This window comes from Bacteroides thetaiotaomicron VPI-5482 (genome assembly GCF_000011065.1).
In the GTDB taxonomy this organism is placed as follows: domain Bacteria; phylum Bacteroidota; class Bacteroidia; order Bacteroidales; family Bacteroidaceae; genus Bacteroides; species Bacteroides thetaiotaomicron.
In genome coordinates this window covers 1,491,996-1,504,944 of record NC_004663.1, presented here as the reverse complement: position 1 = coordinate 1,504,944, position 12,949 = coordinate 1,491,996, and the positions used below count along the sequence as shown (strand labels likewise).

Below are 12,949 nucleotides of genomic sequence, written 5' to 3'. Positions count from 1 at the left end.
ATTATAACATCCTCTGTAATAGCTTTTCTTTTATGTAACTCATCTATCGTGTTTCAAGCAGAGATATCTTTTTGGGTATTGTCAGTACTCTTGGCAAATAATAAATATACTAACAGGAAGATATTCGCTATTGGAACGATTAATACCAATAACCACAGACCGGATAACGAAATATCACGCAATCTTTTCATACATTGTGCAAGAAAATACCATAATGTTATGAGAATCATAACTGTAGTTATAAACAGAATGATTCCTCCCCAAAAACTTAATGAAGGTGTTGTTCCCGTTTTGTAATCGCCTCCAAAGTGTATAAATAGATCAATCATGGATATTGCTAGACATACAATGAAATTTATAATTGACAGAATCATGGATAGCAGAAACTCTTTTCTATTAATTGTGCCTTTCAGGTTAAACTTTAATTCGAACATATTCGTGAGGTTTATTAGTATAAGATTTAATTTCCTTTTAAGGAATGGTAAGATGGGGTAGAGTATAAAGGCTGTTTCAAAATAAAAAAGAAACAGCCTTTTCCGTATTATTCAAATATATAGTCTTTTACTTATTCACTACATTTTCCGGTGTTCCGGAGATATAAGCCTGTAGATTGCTAATGGCAATATTCATCAGACGCTCACGAGCTTCTGTGCTTGCCCACGCGATATGCGGAGTAATGTAGCAGTTCTTTGCAGTCAGCAACGGATTGTCGGCACGAGGAGGTTCCGAAGAAAGTACATCTACTCCGGCAGCATAAATCTTGCCACTGTTCAGTGCATCTGCAAGATCTTGTTCGTTAACCAATGGGCCACGACCTGTATTAATTAAAATAGCATTCGGCTTCATCAGAGCAAGACGGCGTGCGTTCACCAATTCGTGAGTTTCCGGAGTGAGCGGGCAGTGCAGACTGATAATATCACATTCGCTGAACAACTGATCCAAATCCATCTTCTTGATTTCCGGTGGCAACTGGAAGTGAGACTTTGAAGTCAAAGCATATACCTGCATACCGAAACCGATGGCAACGCGAGCAGTAGTATATCCTGTATTTCCCAATCCGACAAGACCGATTTTCTTATCCCGCAATTCTATCAACGGAGTATCCCAAAAACAGAAATCCTTGTTATTGGTCCAACGACCTTTGTGGACTTCTTCCGAATGATGCTGTACCTGCTGACAGATATTAAGAATGTGCGCAAATACCATTTGTGCAACGGAAGCTGTGCTATATGCAGGGATATTAGTTACAATAATACCACGTTCTTTGGCTACTGCCGTATCCACTACGTTGTATCCCGTAGCAAGCACACCGATATACTTCAGTTCGGGCAAGGCAGTCATGTGATCGGCGTTGATGATTACTTTATTCGTCAGAATCACTTCAGCTCCGGCTGCGCGTTCCAATACTTCTTCGGGGGCAGTACGGTCATAAATGGTACATTCTCCGAGAGCTTTCAAACCTTCCCATGATAAATCACCGGGGTTGGCGGCAAAGCCGTCTAAAACTACTGTTTTCATTATATTTAAGTATTAAGTTATAAGTATTAAGTATTATGGGATGTTCCCATTGTTCTTTAGTTTTACAATTGTTGCTGTCAGTAATTTAAGTATTTCCAGACAGTCAGTATTAATAGATTCATATTGTTCATCGCTTATATATTCTGTTTGCTGAAGTAAATATAGCCAATATTCTGTTTCAGAACATTCCTTTTGAGAAATAGAGTATTTGTGTATAAAGTCAAGATGTGATTCTGCATAAATAGCTTCTCTAATATTAGCACCGATAGAAGTTCCACTACGTAATATCTGTTTTGATAGAATTGTTTCTTTCTTGCAATCTCTTAAATACTTATATAGATTAATTATTCGAATTGCAAATTTGGTAGACTTCTCTTTTAATAAATTTTCTTTCACGGCTACGGCTAATACCTAATACTTAATACCTAATACTTATTTGAACCTTTCTCCCCATAACTGTTGCATCCGTTCTGCATGCTTCTGTTCGGCGGCATTGTTCTGAGGTTGCCATATTCGTTTTTCTTTCAGCTCGTCCGGCAAGAATTGTTGCTTCACGAAGTTGCCTTCGTAGCTGTGGGCGTACTTGTATTCCTGTCCATATCCCAGTTGTTTCATCAGCTTGGTGGGAGCATTGCGCAAGTGCAGAGGCACAGGCAAGTTTCCAGTGGAACGTACCAGTTCTAATGCATCGTTAATGGCACTGTATGCCGAATTGCTTTTAGGACTCGTTGCCAGATAGATAGTTGTTTCCGCCAAAGGGATACGCCCTTCGGGCCAACCGATTTTCATCAGAGTTTCAAAGCAGGCATTCGCCAGCAGCAATGCATTCGGATTGGCCAGACCTATATCTTCGGCAGCAGAGATAACGAGTCTCCGTGCGATGAAAGCAGGGTCTTCACCACCTTCTACCATGCGGGCGAGCCAGTAAATAGCCCCGTCCGGATCACTGCCACGGATAGACTTGATAAAAGCGGAAATGATGTCATAATGCATTTCCCCGTCCTTGTCGTAAGCCAACGGATTCTGTTGCAGACGTTCGGTCACCATGTCATCGGTGATGACAACCGTTTCCTCTGTGTCCGATTCCACTACAAGTTCAAGTATATTGAGCAGTTTACGGGCGTCTCCGCCGGAGAAGCGCAGCATGGCTGTCGTTTCTTTGAGTTCGATTTTCCGTTCTTTCAGTATGGTGTCGGTGGTGATGGCACGTTGCAGAAGTTCGAGCAAATCTTCCTTTTCCAAAGATTTGAGCACATAAAGCTGGCAACGGGAGAGGAGAGGGCGGATCACTTCGAATGATGGATTCTCGGTCGTTGCGCCTATCAGCGTCACCGTACCGTTTTCCACAGCTCCCAACAAAGAATCCTGTTGCGACTTGCTGAAACGATGGATTTCATCGATAAACAAGATCGGACTGGATTGCGAGAAAAAGCGGTTGCTCTTGGCACGCTCTATCACTTCGCGCACATCTTTGACGCCTGAAGTCACGGCACTCAGCGTATAAAACGGAGTTTCCAGTTTATTGGCGATAATCTGTGCCAATGTGGTTTTTCCCACTCCGGGAGGTCCCCAGAGGATAAACGAAGAAATACGTCCTGCATCAATCATCTTGCGCAGGATAGCCCCCGGTCCAACTAAATGTTTCTGACCGATATAATCATCCAATGTCTTTGGTCGTAACCGTTCTGCTAAAGGTTGCATAGTCTTAGAATACCATTAATACCATGAAACGAATACCGTTCTTGTTGATACCCGGATTGTCACGGTAGGTGAAACGATGTACATATTCAACGTGCAGCAACTTGAAAATGTTGTAGATACCTATACTTCCTTCGATATACGGCACCTTCGGGTCCATCACGAAACTGGTGAATTTACCGTCGCGTGTCGGGAAACGGAAGAGGTCGGGGTTGCTGCTCTTGAATGGATTGTTTTTGTCGGTCAATGTCCCCCACAATGCGCGGATACGAAACATTTCTCTCCATTTCAGATTCTTGATCAGCGGGATGCGGTTGAACAACTTTCCGTTCATGTCATAAGAAAGTGACATGGACGCATAACGGTCGTTCAGGAATTCCATATTGTTGATCAGGGAAAATGTCTCACGTTGAGTGATATATGACAAGTTGGCTTCCGGCAGAATCAATAGCGGGAAAGGTACGACATTCCATTCTGCCCCTGCTTTTACGCTACAGTCTATCTTTCCCCACGAAGCGGGAAGCCAGAAACGTTTCCAGATGCTTGCTTCCGTGCGGTTGAAGTTGTATTCTCCGCCCAGCACGCCTTTGAAGCCCATGGCATGAGTCAGCGTGAAGATAGGAGCGTCCAGCGACACCGGAACACGGCGCTGCTTGGAGTTGACGAAAGATTCTCCCGGAGCATAACGCAGTGTCACACTCGCTTCGGAAGTCGTGATGTCATGCACACGGGTTTGTGCGGCGTCATTCCGCAGATATTCCAGTTTTCCGGTAGGCTCGTCATTTCGATGGCGGAGCATGGCTTTCACTCCGAATCCCGTCAGCGTTTCGAGTTCGTAGTTGATGGTAGCATCACGCATATATGACATCTGGTCTACCGTTGTCGTTTTCATCGAAAGGAAGATGTTGTCTTTGTCCGTAAACAGGAACTTGTCCATCGGTGACATTACATCATAACTGTACGTTGCAGATATAAAATGTTTGGGAAACTCCCATACTACATAATCTCGTTTGTTGAAAGAATAAGTCAGCGTTCCGCTATATTTCCACTTTTCGTCTTTCAGACCATAAGCTCCGTATCCGCTCAGGAACCAATGCTTGTCAAAATGGGCAGTAGTCATACCACTCAGGCGGAAACGGGTTCCGTCGATGTAGTTGCTTGAAATCATGGTGTTGATAGGACCGATATCCACTTTGCTCTTATGGCCTTTGCTGCCTGTTTCCACAAAGTTCTCGATCAATGCTTTCGCACCGAAGATGATATATTTGAATCCCGGAATCTGTTCCAGACGGTTGACGAATACATCCATATTGCTTTCCTTTCTGGTCAACGGCACCTGGCGCACACTCGCCCAGTATTCGTCACTTTTCGAAAGCATGTCGGCCTCCTTGATCACAGGACCTTTCAAACGGAACAATCGCTGTTCTATCGGATCAAATTTATAATTGCTGTATTTAGTCGTTCGTTCTACCTGTAACCCTCCCGAGGTTTTGTTGGAACTCCATGAAAGGTCTACCGTCATGTCGTCATCCGCCAATACCCAGTTCCCGTTGGGAAGCTGCTCGTACTGCTGCACGATGTCCATGCGGTTGACAAAGTTGACACCACTCTTTTTAGGCAGGTTCATCGTACACTTCTGAACGGCATAGGTCGAATCTTTCAGCACATAAAGATGGCCTGTAAATCCGAAATCCTGTGAGTTCTGCGGTACGAACGTCAGATGTACGCATTCGCGCTTGTCCACCATCAGCGTATCCATCAGGTAGTATTTATAGAATGAGATGGCATTGTTGCCGATAGGGCTTACGAATCGCTGTTGGAGCAGCCGGATGTCATCATCATAGATGTTGATATCGGCAAAAACATCCTTCAGAACAGTCCCCAGCATGTCTCCTGTGGAGAAAAACTCTTCGATACCATTGGAGTTCTTTCCTTTGATAATGGTCTTTTTGCTTTCGGGATCTTTCCGGAAAATGGTTTGTGAGGCCGTTTCCTGTACGGAGATAGGGAGAATCAGTTTGTTGGTCGTCTCCGACACTTCCACCTGATCTTTGAGGAATGAGTATTTCTTGTAGATACCCTTTTCCAGTTTCTCCGGAGTCAGGTCGTTGATAGACATTTTCATTTTCTCGTACTTGTCGTACTGGTAGTAATCGTTCACTTCGAGCACTTGTGCTTTTTTGTGTTCGATCACTTTCTTCATGAATTCGACTGCCGGATTATTCTTGCGGGAGTATTTTTCTTTCTGTGGCTTTACGACTACTTCGGTGAGCATTACATCGTCCGGAGAGAGTTTAACATTGACGGTCTGATTTCCGGAGCCTACTTTGACGGTTTTGGTGACATATCCGATGGAAGAGAAAACGAGCGTTCCTCCGTTTCTCCGCGCGTCGAGCTTATATTCTCCGTCAATATTGGTGACAGTACCCATATCTCTCTTGTCTTGGTAGTAGACAGAGATATACATTAGTGGTTCATGAGTGACTGAATCAGTTACAACCCCCTTTATTTGCTGCGCAAAAGCATTTGAAACTGCAAATACGACTAAGAGCAGTATCAGTATTTTGTTATATCGTTGTATCATAACGTTCGTAGTAGGGCTGCAAAGTTAACAAATAAGTCTGAGTAAAATAGAGTATATAACTTTTTTTACCCATCGTTTTTTGTTATTTACAAGCTTATATCATTCAACAATGGAAGGAGGCAGATTGTTTTTGTCTTTTTATACTTCCCTTTTCAACGTATGCCACATCTTGCGAACCGGCATGCTCCGATTCTTTTCCGTAGTTCCAAAATCTGTTTCAACGGTTGAAACAAAAAGTTTCATGCCTTGAAACTCTAGTTCCCACTGCTTGAAACTCTGGTTTCTACGCCTTGAAACTTTGGTTTCCTCGGCGTGAAACTTTCTGAAACACTTGTCGAACCTGATAGTGGTCGGCTACTTCTGTCTGGCTATTAAGCCGGCTCGTTGATCATCGAATCCGGCTCAACCACTCCGGTTATTTACTTGTTAAAATTTGTACGATTCGTTCGGCTGTTCGTCCGTCCCAGCGTTCGGGGAGTTCGCCTTTCTTCCATTCACCTTTCATCAGCGTATCCATAGCCTGAGCGAGTGCTGCCGGATCTTCGCCGACCAGTTCATTCGTTCCCACGCGCCACGTTTCCGGATGTTCGGCATACGTGTTGAGCGTGATACAGGGGATGCCGAGGAACGTAGCTTCTTCGGCTACATTGCCGGAGTCCGTGATGATTCCTTTGGCTTTATTGATCAGATATCCGAAGAAAAGATAATTCTGCGGAGGCATGATATGAAGGTTCGGGGCTTCTATGCCGAGGTCTTTGATCGCATTGCGCACATAAGTGTGCATGGGCGCTACGATAGGCATACCGGCAGCTTTTTCGATCATCGTTTGCATCAACTTCCGCAGGTTCTCTTTGTTGTTGAGCAGTACACGTCGGTTGAGGGTGAGCAGGAGATAATTACCTTCCTGAAGTCCCAGTACGGAGAACCATACCGGTTTGAGCAGCCGGTTCCGGTTGAAACGAACGGTATCTACCAAAATGTTGCCGACGTAATATACGTTTTCGCTTTCCGTGCCTGTCTGATTCAGATTTCGGTTGGCCACCATGCGGCCGGTAAACAGATAATCGATACTCCGTCGGTAATCATCCGGTTTACTTCCTTCGGCATCTTCATGTCGAAGGAACGTGTGCCGGCTACCAGATGGGCTACCTTGATTCCTTGTTTCTTGGCTACGATGGCGCAACTCATGGTTGCTGTCAGATCATCCACTACCAGGACGACGTGTGCCGGATTTTCCGTCAGCTCCTGTTCGAAGGCGATCATGATTCCGGCTGCCAGACTGGTGGGGTTACTGCTTTCCACTCCAAGGTAGACATCGGGAGCTTTCATGTCGAGATCCGAAAACAGGGAAGCATCCAGACTTGTATCGTCCCGTCTGCCTGTGTACACCAAACGGTAGGAGATGCTTTTACCCAGCCCTCTTGCGGCTTCGATGGCGCGTGTGATAGGGGCTATTTTCATGAAATTGGGGCGTGCCCCGGCAACAATTGTTATTTTCATATTGTTTCTATCTAATTCGTGTAGCAAAAGTACATTTTCTTACGGAATTTATTCGTTACTTTGCATACAAAATAACAAATATATGCCGACATTCGTTCAAATTCTTGATTTTATAGGCACATTTGCCTTTGCTATTAGTGGTATCCGGCTGGCTTCGGCAAAGCGTTTCGACTGGTTCGGAGCCTATGTCGTAGGTCTTGCTACCGCTATCGGTGGCGGTACCATCCGTGATGTACTGCTGGATGTGACGCCCGGATGGATGACGAACCCTATCTATTTGATCTGTACGGGACTTGCCTTGATCTGGGTGATCTGTTTCGGTCGCTGGCTGATCCGTCTGAATAATACCTTTTTTATATTCGATACCATCGGACTGGCTTTGTTTACGGTGGTCGGTGTGGGGAAAAGTATCGCTTTGGGCTATCCTTTTTGGGTAGCCATCATCATGGGTAGTATCACAGGTGCCGCAGGAGGTGTGATTCGTGATGTCTTTATCAATGAGATCCCCTTGATTTTCCGAAAAGAAATCTATGCGATGGCGTGTGTAGTAGGCGGCATCGCTTACTGGCTGTGCGATGCCGCAGGGATGGAATCTTATGTCTGTCAGCTCGTTGGCGGATCGGCGGTATTTGTTACACGCATCCTTGCCGTGAAATACCACATTTGCCTTCCTATATTAAAAGGTAGTGAAGAGACTGACGGCGATTCTTGAAGATTTTATTTCTTGTCCAGATCCACTTCTCCCCGGTAGCTGATTGCCTGACGGTTCTGCATCGTGACGTCAATGCTGGTGGTGCCGTCGGGGAACACTTTCGCCCTGAACTCAAAGAAGTCTTCCGGACTTCGTGCGGAGAATTTGATAACGGCGTTTCCCTTCTTATCCATATCCATCGTGTATTCTTTGAGGGGAGCGTTGAATATCAGCCCGCTTCCTCCGCCATAAGGAACGCTGTAAGCACGTCCGTAATAAGGGAGGTAAGAGAATACCGAATCATTTCTGATTTGCAGTGAGTATTGTGAAGTCAGAGGTATAGAACGTCCGCGCATGGGCATAGCAGTGTTGACGTCTATCTTGTAGTCTTCTGATACGATCAGCTGTCTGACAGCTTCTTTCTTCTGTTCCTTCTTCTCCTTCTTGGTCTGTGCCGAAAGAGTCGGGATTCCTGCTAGCATAACCAGCAGTAGCATAAGGATTTGTTTTCTTGTTTTCATATCAGTTACAGTTTAGTGTATATATGTATAACACTCAAATATACTAAAAATAAGGAGTCCTCCTGCTTTCTTTAATGAAAATTAAACAGAAATCCCTAGAACTGTTCCAGAATGGAGATGCGTTTCTCGATAGGAGGATGCGTGGCAAAGAGTCCGCTAAGCCCGCTGAGGGCACTTTTCGACTGGTCGCCCGGATTCTGAATGAATAATTGCGCTACATCGCTACGTTTTACCGCTTCTATATCCGGATCATCGGAAATTTTGCGCAGGGCACTTGCCAATGCCAACGGATTCTTTGTCATCTCCGCCGAACCGGCATCCGCCATATATTCGCGCTTCCGTGAAATGGCGAAGCGCATCAGACTGGCAAAGAAGTAACCGACAGCCGCTATTACTAAAGCAATCAGTATGATGAGGATAGCTCCTCCACCGTTTTTTCCGTTGCTACGTATGCGCGTGTGCGTAATAGTATAGAAAGTGATTTGCGTCAGCATCGAGAAGATTCCGACAAATACAATCGAGACGATCAGCAGGCGCACATCCCTGTTGCGGATGTGAGTCAGTTCGTGGGCGATGACTGCTTCCAGTTCTTCGTCGTTCAACTTCTGAATAATCCCTTTCGAGAGAGTGACCGTATAGGTGCGGTCGTTGATACCGCTGGCAAAAGCGTTCAATGAATCGTCGTCGATGATATTGATTTTCGGAGCCTTCATTCCGTTTGCCATGCAGAGGTTCTCGACCAGATTATAGACACGTTTGTTTTCTCTGCGGTCGAGAGGTTTGGCGCCTGTGGCGGCTTTGATGATACTCGTATTCGCCCAGAAAGCTATCAGGAACCAAATCAATACGACACCCATCGTATAGGGGAGGGCATTGATGAAAAGAGGATTAGCCAATTCCAGGATACTTACTTCCATGCTCTCACCGTGCCCAAAGGCGACCAATAGATAACAGGCCAGATAAAGCAATGCTGCTACCAGGCAGGGAAATAGAAATAACAGAAGAACAGAGCGCCGGTTGTTCCGGCTCTGCTGTGTTTGGATTCCGACGTACTGCATACGTGCTCGTTTTTAGAAACTGATCTTCGGTGCCTGTTCCAGATTCGCACGTTCGTTGGTACCCAGGTCGAACATGATTTCTCTGCGGAAACCTGCCATACCTGCTATGATATTGGACGGGAATGTCTGAACCGCATTATTATATTCCTTCGTAGCCGAGTTAAAGTAACGGCGTACAGCAGCCAATTTATTCTCTACATCGGATACTTCTTCTTGCAGTTGCAGGAAATTCTGGTTTGCTTTCAGGTCGGGATAAGCCTCCAACGTGATTTTCAATCCCGATAAAGCGGAAGATAATTGATTCTCTGCTGCTATCTTTTCGTCGATTGTCTTGGCGCTGACTGCACCGTTACGTGCCTGAATCACCCGTTCGAGGGTATCTTTTTCGTGTGCGGCATATCCTTTCACGGTATCCACCAGTTGCGGGATAAGGTCGTGGCGCTGTTTCAGCTGCACGTCGATGTCTGCAAAAGCATTTTCACGGTTATTTCTCAGTCTCACCAATGAGTTGTACATGGAAGCAAAAATGATTCCCAACAGTACGATTATTCCTACGATAATAAGTATAGTCATGTCTTTTACTTTAAGTTAATAATACTACCCAAAAGTAAGTTATTTTGTATTGCCAAACAAGAAGAAGAGAATAAAAAACGTCCTAAACCACCTAAAAACTATCAAAAAGCACCTAAAATCTATCATTTGACAGTTTCACCCCCTAAGAAATGACGAATTTCCCCCTGTTCGACTCATAAAATACCTTTAAACTTGCAAACGTCAAGAAAGAAACGAAATATTAACCGTAAAACCCTTAAAGTATGAAAAGTTTAAGTTTCAGAAAAGATTTAATTGGAGTTCAGGAAGAGTTGCTTCGTTTTGCTTATAAATTAACTGCCAATCGTGAAGAAGCAAATGATTTATTGCAAGAAACATCATTAAAGGCCTTGGATAACGAGGAGAAATATGTTCCCGATACAAATTTCAAAGGATGGATGTACACGATCATGCGTAACATCTTTATTAATAACTACCGTAAAATAGTACGTGACCAGACATTCGTAGATCAGACCGACAATCTGTATCATTTGAATCTCCCCCAAGACTCAGGATTTGAAAGTACGGAAGGCGCTTATGACTTGAAAGAGATGCACCGCATCGTCAACGCGCTGCCGAAGGAATATAAAGTACCATTTTCAATGCACGTATCCGGTTTTAAATACCGTGAGATCGCTGAGAAACTGGACCTACCCCTCGGAACGGTGAAGAGCCGCATTTTCTTCACACGCCAACGTTTGCAACAAGAGTTGAAAGATTTTGTATAAATAGGGATAACACATTAGTCAAACAATTAATTCTGGTAAGGAGCAACGAGTAAAAACTCGCTTGCTCCTTTGATTTTGTGACAATATGATATTAAACATATCTTTATACCCCAACTTATTCTCTCTATATTTGTTATTATGTCAGAAAACTCAATATATTTGTATCAACTAGTTAACCTAAGTAATATAAATCTCATCTATTTACGGCAATGAAAAAGGAAATCAAATTCAGTCTCGTTTATCGGGATATGTGGCAGTCGTCCGGCAAGTATCAACCGCGTGCCGATCAGTTAGTAAGAATTGCTCCGTTAATTATCGAAATGGGTTGTTTCTCCCGTGTAGAAACCAACGGAGGCGCGTTCGAACAAGTCAACCTACTGTATGGCGAGAACCCGAACAAAGCCGTCCGGGCTTTCACGAAACCTTTCCACGAAGCCAGCATACAAACTCATATGCTCGACCGTGGTCTGAATGGTCTTCGAATGTATCCCGTTCCGGCAGATGTGCGTCGGTTAATGTATAAAGTGAAACATGCGCAGGGAGTGGATATCACCCGTATCTTTTGCGGCTTGAATGAAGTCAGAAATATTATTCCTTCCATTCATTATGCCCTCGAAGCGGGGATGATTCCGCAGGCAACGTTATGTATTACGTTCTCGCCCGTGCATACCGTAGAATATTATACCGCCATCGCCGAGCGTCTGATAGAAGCTGGCGCACCGGAAATCTGTCTGAAAGATATGGCAGGTGTCGGTCGCCCCGAAATGCTGGGACGTCTGACGAAAGCAATCAAGGAACGGCATCCCGAAATCATCATCCAATATCACGGACATAGCGGACCGGGGCTTTCGATGGCTTCTATCCTCGAAGTTTGTGAGAATGGCGCGGATATTATTGATGTCGCAATGGAGCCGATTTCGTGGGGGAAAGTTCATCCGGACGTTATCTCTGTGCAGGCTATGCTGAAAGACGCGGGATTTCAGGTACCGGAGATTAATATGAAAGCCTACATGAAAGCCCGTGCCATGACACAGGAGTTCATTGACGATTTTCTGGGTTATTTTATGGACCCTACCAACAAGCATATGTCTTCTTTGCTCTTGAAATGCGGACTTCCCGGAGGTATGATGGGTTCTATGATGGCCGATCTGAAAGGAGTACATTCCGGCATCAATCTGATATTGAGAGGTAAGAACGAACCGGAACTGAGTATCGACGATTTGCTCGTGATGCTGTTTGACGAGGTGGAATATGTGTGGCCGAAACTCGGCTATCCTCCATTGGTGACTCCGTTCAGCCAATATGTGAAGAATGTGGCATTGATGAATGTGATGTCTCTGATCAAGGGAGAGGAGCGTTGGACGATGATCGACAACCATACCTGGGATATGATTCTGGGTAAGAGTGGTCGTTTGCCCGGTGCACTTGCTCCGGAGATTATCGCACTGGCAAAAGAAAAAGGATACGAATTTACGGACGAAGACCCGCAGAAGAACTATCCGGATCAGCTGGACGAGTATCGTAAGGAAATGACAGAAAACGGCTGGGACTTCGGACAGGATGATGAAGAACTCTTCGAACTGGCAATGCACGACCGCCAATATCGGGATTATAAATCGGGTATTGCCAAGAAACGTTTCGAAGATGATTTGCAGCGTGCCAAAGATGCCGCATTGGCAAAACAGGGATTCTCCGAAGAAGAAGTGAAACGGATGAAACGTGCCAAGGCCGAACCGGTGACGGCAATGGAGAAAGGTCAGATCATTTGGGAGATTGATGTGGAATCGCCTTCTATGCCGCCCGAAGTGGGACATAAATATGACCCGGACGATGTGTTCTGCTACATTGCTACTCCTTGGCATACATATGATAAGGTGTTGGCGAATTTTAGCGGTCGTGTGATCGAAGTATGTGCCAAGCAGGGAGCATTGGTAGATAAAGGCGAACCATTGGCGTATATCGAGAGGTGTGAGGAACCGGCATAGTCTGTATCTTAAATAACGGAAAAAAGAAATCCCTTTATCCTTGTCTTGTTTCTTGATGAAATAGACTGTGATAAA

At 44.8% G+C, this 12,949-nt stretch carries 11 protein-coding genes and 1 pseudogene; 3 read left to right on the top strand and 9 right to left on the bottom strand.

What is annotated here, in order from left to right:
- Positions 1-53: 53 nt before the first annotated feature.
- The 6 genes and pseudogenes from BT_RS06100 to wecB form a co-directional block, all read right to left on the bottom strand.
- Positions 54-374 carry a DUF805 domain-containing protein gene (locus tag BT_RS06100; RefSeq protein WP_229098429.1) on the bottom strand — a complete coding sequence of 107 codons (321 nt, stop codon included), beginning with the start codon at positions 372-374 and terminating at the stop codon, positions 54-56.
- A 187-nt stretch (positions 375-561) separates the two neighbouring features.
- Positions 562-1,518 (bottom strand): D-2-hydroxyacid dehydrogenase, encoded by a 957-nt coding sequence (locus tag BT_RS06095; protein WP_011107655.1) that lies wholly within the window; start codon positions 1,516-1,518, stop codon positions 562-564.
- A 33-nt stretch (positions 1,519-1,551) separates the two neighbouring features.
- Positions 1,552-1,914 (bottom strand): four helix bundle protein, encoded by a 363-nt coding sequence (locus BT_RS06090; RefSeq protein WP_011107654.1) that lies wholly within the window; start codon positions 1,912-1,914, stop codon positions 1,552-1,554.
- A 36-nt stretch (positions 1,915-1,950) separates the two neighbouring features.
- The gene (locus BT_RS06085) at positions 1,951-3,219 is read right to left on the bottom strand and encodes a replication-associated recombination protein A (protein WP_008765915.1); all 1,269 of its coding nucleotides are present in this window, start codon (positions 3,217-3,219) and stop codon (positions 1,951-1,953) included.
- 4 nt (positions 3,220-3,223) lie between these two features.
- The gene (locus BT_RS06080) at positions 3,224-5,800 is read right to left on the bottom strand and encodes a DUF5686 and carboxypeptidase-like regulatory domain-containing protein (RefSeq protein ID WP_011107653.1); all 2,577 of its coding nucleotides are present in this window, start codon (positions 5,798-5,800) and stop codon (positions 3,224-3,226) included.
- Between the two features lie 415 nt (positions 5,801-6,215).
- A pseudogene (gene wecB / locus BT_RS06075) lies at positions 6,216-7,300 on the bottom strand (non-hydrolyzing UDP-N-acetylglucosamine 2-epimerase).
- Positions 7,301-7,382: 82 nt separating this feature from the next.
- Here wecB and BT_RS06070 point away from each other — a divergent pair.
- Complete coding sequence (locus tag BT_RS06070) at positions 7,383-8,012, top strand: trimeric intracellular cation channel family protein (protein WP_008765911.1); 630 nt, start codon at positions 7,383-7,385, stop codon at positions 8,010-8,012.
- A gap of 5 nt (positions 8,013-8,017) precedes the next feature.
- Here BT_RS06070 and BT_RS06065 read toward each other — a convergent pair whose 3' ends face one another.
- The 3 genes from BT_RS06065 to BT_RS06055 all read right to left on the bottom strand — a co-directional run bounded on the left by BT_RS06065 (position 8,018) and on the right by BT_RS06055 (position 10,143).
- Positions 8,018-8,512, bottom strand: a complete 495-nt coding sequence (locus BT_RS06065; protein ID WP_008765910.1) for a DUF4251 domain-containing protein — start codon at positions 8,510-8,512, stop codon at positions 8,018-8,020.
- 95 nt (positions 8,513-8,607) lie between these two features.
- Positions 8,608-9,570: a M48 family metallopeptidase gene (locus tag BT_RS06060; RefSeq protein ID WP_008765909.1), complete on the bottom strand. Its 963-nt coding sequence runs from the start codon at positions 9,568-9,570 to the stop codon at positions 8,608-8,610.
- A gap of 12 nt (positions 9,571-9,582) precedes the next feature.
- Positions 9,583-10,143 (bottom strand): LemA family protein, encoded by a 561-nt coding sequence (locus tag BT_RS06055; RefSeq protein ID WP_008763440.1) that lies wholly within the window; start codon positions 10,141-10,143, stop codon positions 9,583-9,585.
- A gap of 242 nt (positions 10,144-10,385) precedes the next feature.
- On the opposite strand from BT_RS06055, the gene BT_RS06050 reads away from it, so the two are divergent.
- Both BT_RS06050 and BT_RS06045 read left to right on the top strand, forming a co-directional pair.
- Positions 10,386-10,889, top strand: a complete 504-nt coding sequence (locus BT_RS06050) for an RNA polymerase sigma factor (protein WP_008763441.1) — start codon at positions 10,386-10,388, stop codon at positions 10,887-10,889.
- Positions 10,890-11,098: 209 nt separating this feature from the next.
- Positions 11,099-12,874 carry a pyruvate carboxylase subunit B gene (locus tag BT_RS06045; protein WP_008765908.1) on the top strand — a complete coding sequence of 592 codons (1,776 nt, stop codon included), beginning with the start codon at positions 11,099-11,101 and terminating at the stop codon, positions 12,872-12,874.
- Positions 12,875-12,949 lie beyond the last annotated feature (75 nt).

Excerpts from the sequence above, each read along its gene's own strand:
- BT_RS06065 (WP_008765910.1), bottom strand. The coding sequence starts at position 8,512 with ATGAAAACAAGAAAACAAATCCTTATGCTACTGCTGGTTATGCTAGCA.
- BT_RS06080 (WP_011107653.1), bottom strand. The coding sequence starts at position 5,800 with ATGATACAACGATATAACAAAATACTGATACTGCTCTTAGTCGTATTT.
- BT_RS06100 (WP_229098429.1), bottom strand. The coding sequence starts at position 374 with ATGATTCTGTCAATTATAAATTTCATTGTATGTCTAGCAATATCCATG.
- BT_RS06045 (WP_008765908.1), top strand. The coding sequence starts at position 11,099 with ATGAAAAAGGAAATCAAATTCAGTCTCGTTTATCGGGATATGTGGCAG.
- BT_RS06055 (WP_008763440.1), bottom strand. The coding sequence starts at position 10,143 with ATGACTATACTTATTATCGTAGGAATAATCGTACTGTTGGGAATCATT.
- BT_RS06050 (WP_008763441.1), top strand. The coding sequence starts at position 10,386 with ATGAAAAGTTTAAGTTTCAGAAAAGATTTAATTGGAGTTCAGGAAGAG.
- BT_RS06070 (WP_008765911.1), top strand. The coding sequence starts at position 7,383 with ATGCCGACATTCGTTCAAATTCTTGATTTTATAGGCACATTTGCCTTT.
- BT_RS06085 (WP_008765915.1), bottom strand. The coding sequence starts at position 3,219 with ATGCAACCTTTAGCAGAACGGTTACGACCAAAGACATTGGATGATTAT.
- BT_RS06095 (WP_011107655.1), bottom strand. The coding sequence starts at position 1,518 with ATGAAAACAGTAGTTTTAGACGGCTTTGCCGCCAACCCCGGTGATTTA.
- BT_RS06060 (WP_008765909.1), bottom strand. The coding sequence starts at position 9,570 with ATGCAGTACGTCGGAATCCAAACACAGCAGAGCCGGAACAACCGGCGC.